This is a genomic window from Clostridium cibarium, assembly GCF_014836335.1.
GTDB classification, from domain to species: domain Bacteria; phylum Bacillota; class Clostridia; order Clostridiales; family Clostridiaceae; genus Clostridium; species Clostridium cibarium.
On the sequence record NZ_JACSRA010000039.1, the window covers coordinates 1 to 18,294 of the forward strand.

An 18,294-nucleotide genomic window follows, 5' to 3' on the forward strand; every position below is an offset into this window, starting at 1 on the left:
CTAATGGTTGGCACTATCAACCCCCATATCGGACTTTCACCGACTAGTACGTGCCCATGCTGGGCACACATAATAAAACCTGTGATTTGTTTTTCAGTCACAGGTTTTGTACTATTTTGAAAAATATTCATCTTTATTTATATTATAATATGATTCATTAACGATCTTATTATTTAGAAGCTGAAGCTTTGTATCTCTGTTAAATTTATAATTAAATCCACACTTTTCAACAACTCTTTTTGAATTTTTATTAAAATCATAATGACCACACCAAATAAGATCTAAACCTAGTTCTTTAAATCCATAATCAATGAGACACCTTACTGCTTCTGGAATATATTCATTACCCCAGTAGTTAGGATTTAAGACATATCCAATTTCTCTTTGTTTCAAATGTTGTATATTTTCATCAGGAGTTCTTTTATGGAGACCAATGCTTCCAATAACTTTATTTTCACTTTTTAATAGTATAGCTGAGCAATCATCATTTTTTATAAACATTTTGATGATTTTTTTACTATCTTCATAATCTTTATGAACAGGCCAACCTGCATTAGGGCCAACACGAGGATCTTTAGCATATTCATGTAAATCCAAATAATCGCTTTCTTTCCAAGGTCTCAAAATTAATCTTTCTGTTTCAAGTAGTTCCATGATATTCCTCCTAATTTGTATACAAATATATTTTTATATTATAACATAGATTATTTGAGCATTTCATTAATTTATTTAATATGATATTATACTATAGATATTATTCCAAGTTAAGGAGGGTGAAGAAAAGTATGGCTAACATAGCAGATAGTTATGATAATATGGTTAATAATCCTCAAAATGATGAGTTAGGGCTTTTTTCAAACTATAATGATATTTTGGAAGAAACCAGAAGAAGGATAATTAGTCATAATTGTAAGTGTATTCTTGATATAGGTTGTGGCACTGGAAACTTATGTGGTAAGTTAAGCGACAGATATAATGTGATAGGAATGGATAAGAATATAGAAATGTTAAAAAAAGTTCAAGAAAAGTATGGAAATATGAAATGCAAGGTAGGTAGCTTTTTAGATGAGCCATTTAAAGAAAATATTGCAGATATAGTTGTTTCTACATATGTTCTTCACGGATTAAATAATGAAGATAAAAAGATAGCAGTTAAGAATATGATAAGATATCTTAAAGAAAATGGAAAGATAATTATTATAGATTATATGTTTTTTGATAGTGAAGAGAAAGAAAAATATAGACAACATTTTAAAGAGTTGAATAAACAAGATTTATGGGATTTTATTGATAGTAAGTATTATACAAATATTAATGAATTCAAGGAATACATCGCTAAGTTAAATTATAATATTAAAATAGAACATAAAGTCAATTTCACATGGCTAGTTGAAATAACTAGATAGCTTTAATATGAGAGTCTTTTATAGTCAAAAATGAGAATTAGTAAATATATTAATTCTCATTTTTTAAATTCTTATTAAGTTTTCATTTTAAATTCATGACTACATTTTTTACAAGTAACAATTATTTTTTTCTGGCCTCTTGGCAATCTTAATTTCTGACTGCAATTTGGACATTTAACAATTTTAAATTTACGTTTTTGGCTAATATTATATTTAATTTGTCCAAAACCTGCTGGTATACCTTCTAATCCTATTCTAGGTAAGTTATATGGAATTCCTTTACCGAATTTTCCTAGAACTTTATTTATGATTGAGATAAATTTAGAAAGTTCTGAAGATCTTTTGTAGATATTTTTTGAAAATGCCCTATAGATTACAATTATAATTAATAGAACACTTACTATTCTAGGGTAACGATCAAAATTGAAGAAAGTGCTTAAGATTAGTAAAAAAATAGATAAAAAATCAAAGCCATATGTACCATAAAATATATTCATACTATCACCTCATATCTTTAAAGAACATTTTATCATAACTTATCTAGAAAATGTTATTTAAAATATTAAGAAAAAATAAACTTTTTTAATAGAAATGATTGTTAAATTGATTATTATATATAATTTGACATAATAATCAAAAATATTATATAATTAGCAGAATGTTTATGCTAAGATATAAATATTTTTATAATCAGTGATAGAAAGGGGCTATAATGAACACCATAGGAAATAAAATAAAAAATGGATTAGGAATTTATCTAGGATTGCCTGGAGCTGTGTACATATTGTTTTTTGGTAAACTAATTAATTGTATTGGGGCATTTATATCGCCGTTATTGTCATTAATATTAACACAAAAAATAGGAATGTCAGTTAATGAATCAGGATTTTTTGTAACCATGGCAATGGTTATTCAAGCACCTTGCGTAATTGTGGGCGGGAAACTTGTTGACAAATATGGAGGAAAAAAAGTAATAGGGATATTTCAAGGCCTTTCAGGAATTTTGTTTATGATATGTGGATTGATAAATCCAAGTCGTGAATTAGCTATTTTAATGATAGTAGCTTCAGCTATTTCTTCTATTTCATATCCTGCTTATGACTCAATTGTTGGTGATGTTACAAATCTTAAAAATCGAAAAGCATCTTTCTCATTAATATACATGGGGCTCAACATAGGATTTTCAGTTGGACCAGCAATTGGAGGATTGTTATTTCAGAAGCATTTAGAATTGATATTTATAGGAGACGGATTTACAACACTGATTTCAGCAGCACTTATAGGCATATTTATTAAAGGGAAGCATCACAAATCTAATGAAAATACAGATGAAAATAGTTTAGAGGCAGCAGAAGAAGGCTCAGTACTTTCAGTATTGATTAAAAGACCAATATTATTATATTATGCTTTAGCTATGCTAACATATTCTTTTGCTTATTCTCAATGGGGATATGCTATACCAATTCATCTAGAGCAGCTCTTTAACGGAAGTGGAGCTAAATATTTTGGAATTTTAGGTAGCATAAATGGATTTGTAGTAATAGTGTTAACTCCACTCATAACTGCTTTAACAAGAAAGTACAATATAATAAAAATAATTGCTACAGGTGGAATACTTTATTTTGTAGCTTTTGGCTCATGTTCTATTATAAAGAGTTTTCCTTTATTTATAGTTATGATAATTATTATGACTATAGGAGAAATACTAATAAGTACAAATTCAGGAACTTTTTTAACTAATAATACCCCTGAATCCCATAGGGGAAGAGTTAATGCCGTAATACCTATGATCTCTGGAATTGGGACAAGTATAGGTCCACTAATTATGGGGAATATGATAACTAGTTTAAGTATAAATAAAGCGTGGTTTGTTGTATCCATGGTTGTATTAATAGGATCAATTTGTATGTATTCACTTAGCAAGATGAAACATAGAAATGTATAGTAAGAAATACCTAAATATAAATGAGAGATCATTTGTATTTAGGTATTTTTATATTAATTTAAATTTAATTGTATTGAAAATATTAAGTTACTAATTCTATTAGGTTATAATTATAATTTAGCAAAATTATGAAGTGCCTTTTCCTTGTTATATAATATAGAGAATAAAAAAATGCTAAATGACAATTTTACTTTGTTTGAGAGACGATGTAAACGATGTTATAATGAGCTTAAATAAAGGATTAAACAGAAAATAATTATATTATTGAGAAAGAATGCGAGATAAGCAGTTGTTATAAAATTTTATACAATAAGTTAATTATTTAATTGGTATTAAAAACCTTTAATATATATTAAAATATTAATGCATTTTAGTTGAGAGTTTAAGTTTTTTACAGATATATAGCAAATAGTTCTAAAGTTATAAAGTTATTCCTACCGTGTATAATGTTCGTAATGGAGCGCATAATTTATATTGTAAGCAGTTAAGTTTAATGATATTCCATGAAATATCATTTCAAAATATAAAATAAAGAAGGCGGTAAAAATGAAAAATAACAAAGTGTCAAAAGTATTTAATTCTATTTTATCCGGCATTGTTTGGGCTTTTGGAGCATTTATTCTAGCTATGATAATATCAAAAGTAACGTTATATTCATTTAATGATGTGTTTTTTGTTGAAGGATTAATATTATTGGGTATAGGTGTACTTTCTTCAATTAGTGAAGAAGAGTTGTGTGGTTCGCTTAGAGGCATTGGTGGTTTAAATTATCAATATATTAGTAATGAATTACAAAATGCTAGGAACGAAAATCGTATTATTACTTTAAATACAGAATCAATAAATATGGAATTAATTATTGCGGGAGTGTTAAGCTTTTTAATTTTGATATTCTAAAATATAACACAAATTTGGTAAAGAGAAGATTGATTCTTCTCTTTTTTATATGTTAAAATATACTTTGCTGTGTTAAAATGCTATAATTAGTAAATATATATACATAATATGAATAATTTAGTAATGAGGTGTAAGTTATTTTGGATAGGTACAGTATATTTGAAATTCTAGAAAAAGCAAAAGATAAGGATACTTCTATAAAAATGGCTTCATACATGAAGAATAAGTTTCCCTTTTTAGGAATACCGAAACCAAAGAGAATAAACTTAACAAAAGAATTTTTAAAGGAAAGTAAGAAAAGTGATAAAATTGATTGGGTTTTTGTATGGAAATGCTATGAAAAGCCTGAAAGAGAATATCATTATTTAGCTATAGACTATATTAATGAATTAAAGTATTTATTGATTAAAGAAGATATTTATATAATAGAGAAATTAATTATAAACAAATCTTGGTGGGATACTGTAGATGCAATTAGCTATATAGTTGCATATATGTTTCTAAGAATATCAACTGTAAGAAATACAATACTTGTATGGATTGATAGTGAAAATATTTGGCTTAAAAGAATAGCAATAAATTTTCAAGTGAAGTTTAAAGAAGAAACTGATGTAGATTTATTAAGTAGAGCAATTACCCATAATTTATTTACAAAGGAATTGTTTATTGACAAAGCAATAGGATTGGCATTAAAAGAGTATTCCAAAATCGATAAAGAATGGGTAAAAAGATTTATGGAAGAACATAAAATTTCTGCAACTAGCAGAAGAGAAGCAATAAAGTACATGAAATAAGTTTTGGAGGAAAGCATGAGAGATATAAGAAATTTGAAGGGAAAAATATTTAGACATTTTAAAGGAGACTTGTATTTACTAGTGGATTTTGTTGTTCACTCAGAAACTAGAGAAACTTTAGTTTTGTATAAAGCTTTATATGGTGAATGTGGGTTATATGTAAGACCTTACGATATGTTTGTAGAAGAAGTTCCAAAGGAAAAGGTAAATCCAACAGGTCAAAAGTATCGTTTTGAAGAATTTTTTGTTAAAAGTGTAAAATAACCTAGCTGTATATAATTGTAAGTATCTACAATTGAAAGTTGGTATCTAATGTGAAAAAATTGAATAGAAATGAGGATATATAGTTTTTACTTTAGATAGGGGGAATTTAATATGAAAAGTTGTAACAAGATACTTGTCTCAGGCTTGTTAAGTAAAAAAGTTACTCTTAATATTCCTAAGTTATTAGATAATGTTGAATTCATTAATTCTTGTCCTTGTACAGTTAATGAAGCGTTTTCAGGAGAAGCATTAAATATTAGTAGAGCACTTAATGTTTTAGGAGATGATGTAAATCTTATTTCTATAGTAGGAAAAGATTTATATGGAGATATTATATTAAAAGAGCTTAGGAAGTATGGTATAAACTCTGATTTTGTCCATCAACTTTTAGAAGATACAGCACAGGAAATAGTTATGGTAGATGAATATAAGGAAAAGAAAAGATATTTTGATTTTAAGGAACTTGAGAAAAATAGCTATGATAATGATATATTCTGTAAAGCTATGAATGAATGCTCAATTATATTTTTATGTGATGATGATTTATCAAATGATTTTTTTAATATAGTAAACGATTATCAGAAAGTTCTAGCTACTAGTGTAGAGAATTTAGAAAGTGTTCAACTTAGCAGAAAGCGTTTTATACACAATGCTAATATTCTTTTTAGTAGTAGTAAATGTTTAGATGAAGAAATTGAAAGTTCAATTAAAAGAATAGCAGATGATTATGGAAATGATATAATATTAGTTAGTCTAGATGATGGTGGAGCTATGCTATATGTTAGAAAGGATAATTTTATTGGTAAATATCCTTTTGTTAAAACTCGAAAGATAATTAATACTGATGGAAGAGAAAAGGCTTTATATGCATCTTTTCTTCACTGTTATAATAAAACTCTTGATCCTTACATTTCCACAAAAAAATCTTTGTGTTTTGAATCCTATAAACTTGGTGGAAAAGGTGAAATGGATGGCTTTATTACAGAAGAACAGTTAGATAAATTATATAATTTCTTGTACAATTAGATATTATTACTCTTATTTTAGGAAGATTTCTTTGAATATTAAATCTTAATTTATTCCATACTAGATGTGTAAATTAAATTTTAGGAGGAACAGATTATGGATAAGAATTCAAGCATTAAATGTTCAGTTGAGGAATGTAAATACAATAATCACCAAGAATATTGTACTTTAGATCAAGTTAAAATTGGATCTAATGAATCTAGTGTAACAAGTGTGAGAGAAACTGATTGTGAATCATTTGAAGTAGAATAAATTTAATAAAAATAGCTAGCAATTTAAAATGCTAGCTATTTTTATTAAGTTATTTTTTTATAAAAACCTTATAAACTTAGGTAAGAAAAGTTTGATTACTTTTAGTATCAAGAATATAATGGATGTAATTAGGGAGGGATAAAATGGAATTAAATTGGAGTTTAAAAGAAATATATACATCATTCTCAAGTGAGGAATTTCAAAGGGATTTAGATAAGCTTAAGTGTGTAATTGAAGATATAAATGAATGGGTAGAAAATGTTATTAAGGATAAGAATAAGGATATTTTTTACTTAGAGGAATATATAAGAAAATTTACTGAGTTTGCAATATTAGAAAGTAAACTTAGCTCATTTATTGAATTAAGTTTAAGCGTAAATACAAATGATAAGGATGGTAAAAAATATTCAGGAATATTAGAAAAAAGATTAACTTATATAGTATCTGCCTCTACAAAAATCGAAAAATGGATAAGTGAAATAAGTAATTTAAATGAATTGATTGAGAAGTCAAAGTTGTTAAAAGAACATGAATTTATGTTAAAAGAGATTGTAGAGAAAAGCCAATACTCATTAAGTGATAAAGAAGAAACTATTATATCAAATATGAGAAATACAGGTTCAAGAGCTTGGCTTAAGCTGAAGGATTCTTTGATTTCAAATTTGAAGGTTGAAATAGAACAAAATGGCAAGATAGAGGAATTGCCTTTAACTGTAGTATTAAATATGGCGTATGATGACAATAAAGAAGTTAGAAAAAAGGGCTATGAATCAGAAATTAAATCATATTCAAAGGTTGAAGAAGGAGTTGCAGCAGCTTTAAATGGAATAAAAGGTGAAGTAATAACTGTAGCAGAACTTAGAGGATATGAAGATCCTTTAGATATGACTCTTAAGAATTCAAGGATGGATATAGAATCTTTAAATGCTATGTTAGATGCAATTAAAGAGAGCTTACCTTCATTTAGGAAATATCTAAGAAAAAAAGGTGAAATGCTTGGATATAAGAATGGATTGCCATTTTATGAAATGTATGCACCAGTATCAAAAGCAAGTATGAAGTTTACTTATGAGGAAGCTACTAAGTTTATTTTTAAGAATTTTAAAACCTTTAGTGATAACTTATCAAATTTTGCTAAGAAGGCTGTAGAAAATTCATGGATAGATGTTATGCCAAAGGAAGGAAAAGTAGGAGGCGCATTTTGCCAAGGACTTCATTCAATAAAGGAAAGTAGAATACTTCTTAATTTTGGAGGGAACTTTGGAGATGTAGTTACACTTGCCCATGAACTTGGGCATGGTTTCCATGGAGCGTGTTTATATGAAGAAAGTATTTTAAATTCCGATTATCCAATGCCAATAGCAGAAACAGCTTCAAATTTTTGCGAAACAATAATTAAGAAAGCTGCTTTAAAAGAAGCTAATAAGGATGAGGCTCTAGCAATATTGGAAACTGAAATATCAGATGCTTGTCAAGTGGTTGTTGATATATATTCAAGATTTCTATTTGAAAAATCAGTATTTGAGAGAAGAAAAGAAAGTGCATTAAGTGTTGATGAGATAAAGATGTTTATGTTAGATGCGCAAAGAAAGGCATATGGAGATGGCTTAGACCCTGAATATCTACATCCATATATGTGGGCTTGGAAGCCTCACTATTATGATGCTGATTATAATTATTATAATTTCCCTTATGCATTTGGTTTGTTATTTTCAAAAGGTTTATATGCTGAGTATTTAAAAAAAGGTGATTCATTTACAAAGGAGTATGAAAAATTACTTTCTATAACAGGGAAAAATAAAATAGCTGATATTACTAAAGTTGTTGGAATAGATATACATGATAAAGATTTTTGGAGGAATTCTCTTAAAATAGTAGAAGAAGATATAAATCAATTTTTGAAATATTAATTTTAACAAATATATTAAGTAAATAATATTCTTATAAAGAAAAAAACAATATAAAGTAATTGATTCCTGTTTGTTACAGGACTATAGTCCTAACTTTTCATAATTATAACAACACCTGAAAATTATATGATATAATCTTCCTTGTAAAAAAAATAAATCCATAGGGGGATAATATGAGAAGATTAAAGAAAATTATTGCCATGGCAAGCATGGCCGTTTTAACTACAGGTTTAGTATTAACTGGATGTGGACAAAAGGTTGATCCACCAGAGGTAACAGCTGAAGCCTTTTACGATTTATATGTATTAGGTGATACAACTAAAATTGAAAATATGGGTGTTGAAAAGTCAGAGTATGAAAATGTAAGAGAAACAGAAAAAACATCTATGAAAAATGCTACAAGAAATAACATAATTAAAGGTGGATTCACTATTAGCGATGAACAATTAAACAAAATTGCTGATGCAGAATTAGGTGCTCTTAAAAAATTGGCTCCTAAAATAGAAACAAGTTCAACAACTGATGATAAGGCCACTGTAAAGATAGCTACAACATATGCAGATATAACTCCAGTAGATACAAAAGCATTTAATGATGCTATGACAGAAATAAAAGCTATGCAATTAACTAATGAAAGTGAAGCAAGAAAGAAATTACTTGATCTTTACGTAAATAAACTTGTTGATGGATTAAATGCAATACAACCATCAAGTGATACTAAGGAAAAATCATTTGCATTTAAGAAACAAAAATTTAATGTAGGCGGAAAAGCTAAGGATGTTTGGGTTCCAGAGGATATGACTGTATTTGGAACTGACTTAGGTAAAATGATTACTGGTCAAAATGCATAGTATATAATTAATAGTTATTCATAATAGATTTATTCTATTATGGATAACTATTTTTTTATGTGGTAAAATGTTGATAATATTATTTAGTATACAACAATTATGAGGTGATAAAATGAATGTAAATAGAGAATATGTGTTAAATACAGCAAAAGAGATATTAGAATTTGATAGTCCAACTGGTTTTTGTTTTGATATTATGAATTTGATAAAAAAGAAAGCAGAAAACTTCGGATATGCATTTGAAACAACGAGAAAAGGATGTGGAATAATCACAGTACCTGGAAAAAGTCAAGAAGAGGTGATAGGTTTATCAGCTCATGTAGATACTTTAGGAGCAATGGTAAGATCAATAACTTCAGAAGGAAAGTTAAAATTTACTTTGCTTGGAGGTCCAATTGTTCCTACTTTAGACGCAGAGTATTGCAAGATTAGAACAAGAGAAGGAAAAATATATACAGGGACATTTTTAAGTACAAGTCCTTCAGCACATGTTTATGATGATAGTGCTTCGAAAAATAGAGATTTAGATAATATGGAAGTGAGAATCGATGAAGCTGTTAAATCCAAGAAGGATGTTGAAGCGTTAGGAATTTGTCCGGGAGACTTTATTTTTATAGATCCTAAAACAACTATAACAGAAAGTGGATTTTTGAAATCAAGGTTTATTGACGATAAAGGTAGTGTAGCATGCTTGTTAGGTTTACTAGAACTCTTTAACAGAGAAAAGATTACGCCTAAGTATACTTTGAAAATATTTATTTCAGTATATGAAGAAGTAGGACATGGAGCATCTTACATTCCAGAAGAAATAACAGAAATGATAGCTGTTGATATGGGATGTATTGGTTCAGATTTAAGCTGTACTGAATATGATGTTTCTATATGTGCAAAGGATTCTAATGGGCCTTATGATTATAACATGGTAACGGAATTAATTAACTTAGCAAAAGCTAATGAGCTTAATTATGCAGTAGATATATATCCAAGGTATGGATCAGATGTGGGAGCTGCTTTAAAAGGAGGCAATAACATTCGTGGTGCTCTTATAGGACCAGGAGTTCATGCTTCTCATGGAATGGAGAGAACTCATTATAGTGGAATGGAAAATACAATCAAGCTATTGTATTTATATATAACAAAATAATTATAAATAGTATAAGTGCCTTTCACTTAATAAGTGAAAGGCACTTTACATTAGAAAAAAGTTCTATAGAATAAACATAAATTAACTAAAAAATCTATTAAAAAAAAGGGAATAACATAAAAAAATGTATAAAATAAATCAAAAATACATAACTTGTATGTTAGTATAATAAATGATAAAATTATATTATAAAGAATTGCAAGAAAAACTAAGGAGGTGTTTAGAATGAACAATACCTTTTGTTTAATAGATGTAACTAAAATGAACAAACAAAATCCAAGAAATTATCTAGTGCCAAGCAAAGAAGAAATAAAAAATATAAGAATTGGCGATTTAGTTAGGATTGTTTATAAATTAGAAAATTCTTTAAATAATAGGTTTATGGATGAACGTGTTTGGGTAGAGATAATTGAATTTAAAGGCACTAAATTTATAGGTAAATTTGAGGGAAATGGATCCCAAAAAACAAAGTTAAAGAAAGGTGATATTATAAGTTTTGAAGTAAATAATATTACTACAGTTAAAAGAAAAGAAGAAAATATTATAGATGAAAATAAAAGTGTAATTATAACCAATAAGGCTATTGAACATAGACAAGTTAATTGGATTGTTAGGACAACCCCCTTAAATAAAGAAGATAGTGGATGGCAGTTATTTTATGGAGATGAAGAATATGAATATTTGGATGATTCATCTAATTTAATAGCAACATCTATAAAAGAAGTTCTAAATTTTGAACCTTTGTTAGAAGATATTTTTTTAAGTAGATTTGATTCTGCCGAGTATAATAGTAAATTAAATAAGTTTATAGAGGTTTAATATTTGTAAGACACCAGTTAGGGTGTCTTTTTATTTTAGTTAGATTTTATACAAAATCTATGCGACTAAAGTATCGATACATTTGCAAAAAGGATAGCACTGTTTTAATATAATGTTTATAAAAAGAAAAGGGGGATAAATATGGAAAGGGAAAATATAAACAAAAACCTTGCACAAATGCTTAAAGGTGGGGTAATAATGGATGTTACTAATAAAGAGGAGGCAATAATTGCTGAAAGGGCAGGAGCCTGTGCTGTTATGGCATTAGAAAGGGTACCATCTGATATAAGAAAAGAAGGTGGTGTCGCAAGAATGTCTGATCCTAAGATGATCAAGGAAATACAAAAGGCAGTAAGTATTCCTGTAATGGCAAAGGTTAGAATTGGACATTTTGTTGAGGCACAAATATTAGAAGCTTTAAATATAGATTTTATTGATGAAAGTGAAGTGCTTACACCAGCTGATGATAAATATCATATTAAAAAGAAAAGTTTTAGAGTACCATTTGTATGTGGGGCAACAAATTTAGGTGAAGCTCTTAGAAGAATAGGTGAAGGAGCTTCTATGATAAGGACAAAAGGTGAAGCGGGAACTGGGGATGTTGTAAATGCAGTTACACATATAAGAAAAATTATGGATGAAATTAGAAGAGTTCAAAATTCTCCTGAAGAAGAATTAATGACTTTTGCAAAAGATATTAGAGCACCATATGATCTTGTTAAATATGTTTGGGAAAATGGAAAGCTGCCAGTAGTTAACTTTGCTGCAGGGGGAATAGCAACACCTGCAGATGCCGCATTAATGATGCAACTTGGAAGTGAAGGGGTGTTTGTAGGTTCTGGCATTTTTAAATCAGGAGATCCAGAAAAAAGGGCAAAAGCAATAGTGCTTGCTACAACATATTATAATAATCCTAAAAAACTTGCTGAAGTATCAGAAGATTTAGGTGAAGCCATGAGCGGAACAAGTACATCTGAACTTTCTGTTAAGTATGCAGAGAGAGGTTGGTAAAATGAATATTGGTGTTTTAGCTCTTCAGGGTGGAGTTATTGAACATCTTAATCAAATTAAAGCATTAGGGCATAATCCTATTGAGGTTAAAGACCCTAGGCATTTAGAAAATATTGAAGGCCTAATTTTACCAGGTGGGGAAAGTACTACTATTGGAAAACTTCTAAATGTTACAGGGCTTATGGAGCCATTAAGAAATAAAATAAAAGAAGGGCTTCCTGTATTAGGGACTTGTGCCGGAATGATTTTATTAGCTAAAAACATAGAAAATGATAATAGAAAATATATTTCACTAATGAACATCAAAGTAAAAAGGAATGCTTTTGGAACTCAAATTGATAGTTTTAGAACGAAAAAGCAAATAAAAGCCATTTCAGATAAGCCTTTAGAGTTAGTTTTTATTAGAGCACCTTATGTAACAGAGATTGGGGATGGAGTTCAGGTATTATGTGAAGTTGATAATAATATTGTTGGGGTTGGTGAAAAAAATATGCTAGCAATTTCATTTCATCCAGAATTAACAAGCAATCTTGAATTTTTAAGATATTTTATAAAGGAATATATTAAATAATATTGAATTATATTGGTGGATGAATAAATAATTTAAGGAGAAATATGTTTATGGCGAATTTTGAACTATTATATGGAAACACCAATAAGGTTTTAAAGATTTATGCAAATGGGGGAGAATGTTATACCGTTGAAGCTGGAGCAATGGTATCTATGAGTGATACTTTTGAAATCAAAGCAAAAACTGGTGGAATTCAGAGAACTCTAGGGAGGATGTTTTCAGGAGAATCATTTTTTATACAACAATTTTTAGCAAAAAATGATGGTGAATTACTATTAGCTCCTCAGTTTTTGGGAGATATTGAAGGTATTGAACTTGATGGGACAAGATCCTATAGGTTAGGAAAGTCAAGTTTCTTAGCTTCAACAGATGGAATTAATGTTTCAACAAAATCTGGAGGTATTAATGGTATGCTATCTGGTGAAGGGCTTATTCAAATGGAAGCTTCTGGTGTTGGAACATTATTTATAAGTTCATATGGAGCTATTCATAAAAAGGAATTAGCTTATGGAGAAAACTATATAGTAGATAGCAATCATCTAGTTTTATGGGATAGTACTTTAAGATATAATACTGAACTTATGAGTGGTATTTTTAATTCTATCGCTGGAAAAGAAGGTCTAGTTTGCAGGTTTGTTGGTCCAGGAACCATTTGGATTCAAACAAGAAATCCAGCTAATCTAATGCAAAGATCTAAATAAGTTTTTATTTATAATTGAATTTATTAATGAAGCTTGCTTTTAAATGCAAGCTTTATTTTTTTTGTTGTAAATATATGGTAGAGGGTGCTATAATATCAATACTATCTTTGAACTTAAGGAGGGAATTTTGTGATAAGTTGTATTGATATTATTACTGGCACTATAATAATTATATATGTGATTAGCATTAATATAATTGCAAATATGTCAAAAAGTTATACCATAGTTGCAATTTCGATTGGTACAATTTTAATATTATATCATTTTCTAAAAGAACACTTTAAAAAGATAAAATATTTTAAGAAGTTCCATAATTATTGTTCTACAATCTTTTGTATAGGTTTACTTTTGTTTATTTTATTAGAAGCTTTTATAATTGGTTGTCCTAAACTAGATAAATCCAAATCGGAGTTTTTATTAGTTTTAGGTGAAGAATTAAAAAATGGAGAAAATATGAGTTTAATTCTTAGAGATAGACTTGATAAAGCAGTAAATAGTATATATAGAGAAGGAGATGGCGGGTATATTATTTTGTCAGGTGGAAGAAGGAGAGCTGATTATATTTCAGAAGCAGATGCAATGGAAAGGTATTTGTTAGATCAAGGAATTCCTAAAGAAAGAATTATTAAAGAAAATAAATCTATGAATATAAATGAAAATTTTAAATTTTCAAAGGACATTATTGAGAAACAGAGTGGAAAAGCAATTAAAGACATATCAGTTAAAATCATAACCACAGATTATCTTGTACTTAGATGCGGTATTATAGCTTCAAGGAATGGATACGGTAATGTGAAATTTAACGCTTCAGGAACTAGAATTTATCTAGCGCCAATTTATTATATTATAGAAGTTTTTGAAGTAATTAGTACCATTTTTTAATTATTAATTAATTATTGATATAATGTCTAATTTAATGTGTTTAAGTAGGATGTTAAAATACCATGTATACAAGTTAAGGAAAATTAGGTATAATTAATTAATATATACTATTTATTCATTATTATGATTATTGTAGAAAAGTTATGAAAGAAGTGTTAATATAGTGAATATGAAAATTATACATAGCAAAGATGTGATTCGTAGTTTTCTAAAAAATAATGATAAAGATAACTATATGTATCTTTGCTGTAATCTTGAAGACGAGTTTTGGGATTGCACTCAAATGTTCGGATTATATGATAAGGAAAAAATTGTGGCAATTGCTTTTTTAAGTTTTAAATATGGTTTTCCAATATTAGTTGGAAGTTCATATTGTGATGAAGATGAAAATATGAATTTATTGATAAAAACTTTAGATAAATTTTTACCAAAGGATTTATATTGTCATTTAAATCCTAAATCAGTTAAATATTTATGCGATTCTAGAGAGGTAACTTCGAGTGTTATATTTTATAATATGAAATTGAATAAAAGAAAGACTAATCTAAGTAATACTATAGATAATGTTGTTCGAATAGAGTATAGCGAAAAAAATAAGTTAATAAAATTTTTAGAAGCAAGTAATCCAGGATACATGATGGAAGAGAAGTATTTAAAAGAAGGATACTACTATGGAATTTTTCATAATGATGAGATTATATCTGCTGCTGGAGTATTTTCTTACGGAACAGAATTTGGAGTGCTTCAAATAGGAAATGTAGCAACAGCACCTGCTTATAGAAATAAAGGTTTGGCCAAAAAAGTGATAAGTAGACTAATTAAAAGTATAGATTTAAATGAAACAGATATAGTTTTAAATGTTATTTCTCATAATTATAATGCATTAAAATTATATAAAAATTTAGGTTTTGAAGTTATTGGAACATTTGAAGAAAATCAGTTAGTTTAATCATGAAATTAATTTTGTAATTATTTCGGATACTTTAAAATAAATTGTTTATAAAACAGATAATTAATTAACAGTATTACAAATTAATTCTAATTAAATTTATTTTTATCAATTTGCTATGTTAATTAAAGAAGAGTATAAAATGGAACGTTATATACACTATGTATGTTTTTAGGTTATAATAGAAATTATTAACATAAGTTAAAATTAAATGGGTGGGAAGAAAATGCAGTATGGTTATATAGATATATTATTTTTAAATATAAGTGAAATAACATATAATATTAAACAATTAGGTATTAAAAGTATTTCATCAGAAGATATATATTCCTCCTACGGATATAATGATATAGTTTATAAGTATTTAGCTAAGGGTATAGATTTAGCTAAAAAGGGATATAAATCTGATAAACTAAAAAGTGAATTATCTTTTGAATTAAGCAAAATATGCGGTAATAGCAAAATAGATGATATAAGATTCAAATCTTTACATATAGTGAGAAGTTTAATTGAACCTATGATAAAAGGAGATTATGATTTTGTCTTAGAATTTTCAAAATATTATTGTACAAAAGAAGTTTATTCAGTCCTTAGTGAAACATTTAAAAGATTTTTAAATGTAATATAGTTAGTATGCACACTATCAAATAGCCTTTGTCATATTATGATAAGTTAAAACATATCATAATAAAAAAATAAAGAGAGGCTAAAACATGAATAAATATGAAAAAATAGAATTACCATATTCATATGATGCTTTAGAACCATACATTGATGCTGAAACTGTTGAAATTCACTATACTAAGCATTATGAAAACTATGTAAATAAGTTAAATAAGGTTCTTGAGGGATATGAAAAGTATACAAAGGACAAATCTTTAGAAGAAATTATGAAATCTATTTATAAACTACCAAAAAAAATAAGATATGATGTAATAGATCAAGGTGGAGGAGTATTAAATCACAGCTTGTATTTTTCTATATTATCGCCTACTCCTAAGGAAATTCCAGAAGGTGTATTGGGAGAAGAAATAAATAGAACTTATGGTAGCTTACAGAATTTGAAAGATGAAATAAACAAGGCTTCTATTAACCAATTCGGTTCAGGATATGGATGGTTAGTGGTAGATAAGCATGGCAAATTGAAAGTTATTAATACTTTAAATCAAGATTCTCCTTTAATACTAGGATTGAAACCAATACTTAATATTGATGTATGGGAACATGCTTATTATTTAAAATACAAAAATCTTAGGGCAGAATATGTAAAGAATATTTGGAATGTAATAGACTGGGCAAAAGTTGAAAGCTTATATAATAAAAAATAAATGCTATTTTAGCATTTATTTTTTTTATATAAACCAAAATCCTTACATATTTTATCACAGCAGATTTTTGAAGATTTTAAGACCATTGATACTCCATTACCAGGATGGATAGAAGAACCGGTGAAATAAAGATTTTTAACTTTAGGGATAGTGCATTGAGGTCTAAAAATTGCACTTTGGTCAAGTGAATGACTAAGTCCAAAGGCACATCCTCCAAAGGTGTTAAATTTATCACGTAAGTCTATAGGCGTTAAGCAATTATCATATATAATATGGTTTTTTATATCTTCAAGACTTTTTATAGAGCTAAGATTACCTAAAATTGTTTGCTTCATATTATTTATAGTCTTTTCATTCCAGTTTATTTTTCTTGAAAGAAGGTTTGGTACTCTAACTAGGATGCTAATCTCTTCATAATCTTTAGGACATACTGATGAATCAATTGAACTTGGGCAATAAATATACATTGATGGTTCTAGGGGAATACATCCTTTAAATGGTGCCTCTATATTCTTCTTAAAGTTATCATTTATAAATATATTGTTTACTTTAAGAATAGGATATTTTTTATCAAGAGCCAAATATAAAATAAAAATAGAACAAGAGTAATTCATTTCTTTAATTGATTCTTTTTTTCCTTTTATATCTATATCTTTAATTAAATTATTTATTGAAAAAGAATAATCGCTACTGCATATAACTATATCAGAATAAATTGGATTACCATTTACCATTACTCCTACAGCTTTATTATTATGAAATAAGATCTTATCAACATTTCTAAGTGTGCTAATGTGACCTTTTTTTTCTTTTATTAACTTTTCCAAGGCTTTTATATAAGCGTACATACCACCTTTAATGTAATGTAAACCTTGAATTTGGCTGACAGCTGGAATCGAGTTGTAGATACTTGGGCAATGGTAGGGAGATACACCTATATACATAGTTTGAAACATAAGATAATTAAATAGTTTATGATTTGAAATATATTTCCTGCAATTTTTAGTGCTTGAAGTTGTGGTGTTTAATTTGAACACTTTAGATATAGTTAATGGATTTAATAAACTTATTCCTTTTAATAAGTCTCTATTTAAAAAATTGTTATTAGCAATTAAGTATTTTTTATAATTGGAATTAAGAAATTCATAATAGCCAGATATATTTTCTATGTTATTTTTAGTAATTGAGTTTATCGTTGATGATAAATGAGTTAAATTATTTGAGAAGTCATAATAACTATTATCAGTAAAAAAACATCGATATATTGGATCGAGTGGAAGAAGGGTAAAGTATTTTCTATAATCTTTTTTGCAAAAAGTAAAAACATCAATAAAATCCTCATGAAACATAGGTATAGAAGCAGTTAAGTCAAATTTGAAATCACCACTTTTTAAAATATTGGTTTTTCCTCCTATAGATAAGTTTTTTTCCAATACCTCAACATTAAAACCTTTCTCTAACAATCTTGTTGCTATTGATAAGCCTCCTACACCTGATCCTATTATAATAACTTTTTTTTTCATACTTAAATCTCCAAACTAAAA

21 protein-coding genes are annotated in these 18,294 nt (G+C 27.6%); 18 read left to right on the forward strand and 3 right to left on the reverse strand.

Annotated elements, in window-relative coordinates:
* Nucleotides 1-111: 111 nt before the first annotated feature.
* On the reverse strand, nt 112-654 hold the full coding sequence (locus tag H9661_RS17720) for a GNAT family N-acetyltransferase (protein ID WP_143315235.1): 543 nt from the start codon (nt 652-654) through the stop codon (nt 112-114).
* An 80-nt stretch (nt 655-734) separates the two neighbouring features.
* Here H9661_RS17720 and H9661_RS17725 point away from each other — a divergent pair, with 80 nt between their 5' ends.
* Nucleotides 735-1,406 carry a class I SAM-dependent methyltransferase gene (locus H9661_RS17725; RefSeq protein ID WP_143315234.1) on the forward strand — a complete coding sequence of 224 codons (672 nt, stop codon included), beginning with the start codon at nt 735-737 and terminating at the stop codon, nt 1,404-1,406.
* A gap of 74 nt (nt 1,407-1,480) precedes the next feature.
* Here H9661_RS17725 and H9661_RS17730 read toward each other — a convergent pair whose 3' ends face one another.
* Complete coding sequence (locus H9661_RS17730; protein WP_143315233.1) at nt 1,481-1,903, reverse strand: zinc ribbon domain-containing protein; 423 nt, start codon at nt 1,901-1,903, stop codon at nt 1,481-1,483.
* Nucleotides 1,904-2,118: 215 nt separating this feature from the next.
* On the opposite strand from H9661_RS17730, the gene H9661_RS17735 reads away from it, so the two are divergent.
* From H9661_RS17735 to H9661_RS17815, 17 genes are all read left to right on the forward strand, one after another.
* Nucleotides 2,119-3,351: an MFS transporter gene (locus H9661_RS17735; RefSeq protein WP_143315232.1), complete on the forward strand. Its 1,233-nt coding sequence runs from the start codon at nt 2,119-2,121 to the stop codon at nt 3,349-3,351.
* A 546-nt stretch (nt 3,352-3,897) separates the two neighbouring features.
* Nucleotides 3,898-4,248 carry a hypothetical protein gene (locus tag H9661_RS17740; protein ID WP_143315231.1) on the forward strand — a complete coding sequence of 117 codons (351 nt, stop codon included), beginning with the start codon at nt 3,898-3,900 and terminating at the stop codon, nt 4,246-4,248.
* A gap of 140 nt (nt 4,249-4,388) precedes the next feature.
* Nucleotides 4,389-5,042 (forward strand): DNA alkylation repair protein, encoded by a 654-nt coding sequence (locus H9661_RS17745; protein ID WP_207706219.1) that lies wholly within the window; start codon nt 4,389-4,391, stop codon nt 5,040-5,042.
* Nucleotides 5,043-5,057: 15 nt separating this feature from the next.
* Nucleotides 5,058-5,306: a DUF1653 domain-containing protein gene (locus H9661_RS17750; protein WP_143315230.1), complete on the forward strand. Its 249-nt coding sequence runs from the start codon at nt 5,058-5,060 to the stop codon at nt 5,304-5,306.
* A 111-nt stretch (nt 5,307-5,417) separates the two neighbouring features.
* On the forward strand, nt 5,418-6,332 hold the full coding sequence (locus tag H9661_RS17755) for a PfkB family carbohydrate kinase (protein WP_143315229.1): 915 nt from the start codon (nt 5,418-5,420) through the stop codon (nt 6,330-6,332).
* Nucleotides 6,333-6,428: 96 nt separating this feature from the next.
* Entirely contained in the window at nt 6,429-6,584 is a 156-nt protein-coding gene (locus H9661_RS17760; protein WP_143315228.1) for a DUF1540 domain-containing protein, read from the forward strand.
* Nucleotides 6,585-6,727: 143 nt separating this feature from the next.
* Nucleotides 6,728-8,494 carry a M3 family oligoendopeptidase gene (locus H9661_RS17765; protein ID WP_191770093.1) on the forward strand — a complete coding sequence of 589 codons (1,767 nt, stop codon included), beginning with the start codon at nt 6,728-6,730 and terminating at the stop codon, nt 8,492-8,494.
* A gap of 173 nt (nt 8,495-8,667) precedes the next feature.
* Nucleotides 8,668-9,345 carry a hypothetical protein gene (locus H9661_RS17770; protein WP_143315226.1) on the forward strand — a complete coding sequence of 226 codons (678 nt, stop codon included), beginning with the start codon at nt 8,668-8,670 and terminating at the stop codon, nt 9,343-9,345.
* Nucleotides 9,346-9,457: 112 nt separating this feature from the next.
* Nucleotides 9,458-10,489, forward strand: coding sequence for a M42 family metallopeptidase (locus H9661_RS17775; protein WP_191770095.1), 1,032 nt, complete (start codon nt 9,458-9,460; stop codon nt 10,487-10,489).
* A 225-nt stretch (nt 10,490-10,714) separates the two neighbouring features.
* Nucleotides 10,715-11,308 (forward strand): immunity protein Imm33 domain-containing protein, encoded by a 594-nt coding sequence (locus H9661_RS17780; protein ID WP_191770098.1) that lies wholly within the window; start codon nt 10,715-10,717, stop codon nt 11,306-11,308.
* A gap of 141 nt (nt 11,309-11,449) precedes the next feature.
* On the forward strand, nt 11,450-12,319 hold the full coding sequence (gene pdxS / locus H9661_RS17785; protein ID WP_191770100.1) for a pyridoxal 5'-phosphate synthase lyase subunit PdxS: 870 nt from the start codon (nt 11,450-11,452) through the stop codon (nt 12,317-12,319).
* A 1-nt stretch (nt 12,320) separates the two neighbouring features.
* A complete protein-coding gene (pdxT, locus tag H9661_RS17790) occupies nt 12,321-12,890 on the forward strand; it encodes a pyridoxal 5'-phosphate synthase glutaminase subunit PdxT (protein WP_191770103.1) in 570 nt (189 codons plus the stop codon).
* Between the two features lie 50 nt (nt 12,891-12,940).
* Nucleotides 12,941-13,591, forward strand: a complete 651-nt coding sequence (locus H9661_RS17795) for a TIGR00266 family protein (RefSeq protein WP_191770105.1) — start codon at nt 12,941-12,943, stop codon at nt 13,589-13,591.
* Nucleotides 13,592-13,720: 129 nt separating this feature from the next.
* Nucleotides 13,721-14,473, forward strand: a complete 753-nt coding sequence (locus H9661_RS19940) for a YdcF family protein (protein WP_143315219.1) — start codon at nt 13,721-13,723, stop codon at nt 14,471-14,473.
* 169 nt (nt 14,474-14,642) lie between these two features.
* On the forward strand, nt 14,643-15,422 hold the full coding sequence (locus tag H9661_RS17805; RefSeq protein WP_243240497.1) for a GNAT family N-acetyltransferase: 780 nt from the start codon (nt 14,643-14,645) through the stop codon (nt 15,420-15,422).
* 226 nt (nt 15,423-15,648) lie between these two features.
* Nucleotides 15,649-16,050, forward strand: a complete 402-nt coding sequence (locus H9661_RS17810) for a hypothetical protein (RefSeq protein WP_143315217.1) — start codon at nt 15,649-15,651, stop codon at nt 16,048-16,050.
* An 85-nt stretch (nt 16,051-16,135) separates the two neighbouring features.
* Entirely contained in the window at nt 16,136-16,750 is a 615-nt protein-coding gene (locus H9661_RS17815; protein ID WP_191770109.1) for a superoxide dismutase, read from the forward strand.
* A gap of 8 nt (nt 16,751-16,758) precedes the next feature.
* Here the strand turns inward: H9661_RS17815 and H9661_RS17820 are convergent, their stop codons facing one another.
* The gene (locus tag H9661_RS17820) at nt 16,759-18,273 is read right to left on the reverse strand and encodes a phytoene desaturase family protein (protein WP_191770112.1); all 1,515 of its coding nucleotides are present in this window, start codon (nt 18,271-18,273) and stop codon (nt 16,759-16,761) included.
* Nucleotides 18,274-18,294 lie beyond the last annotated feature (21 nt).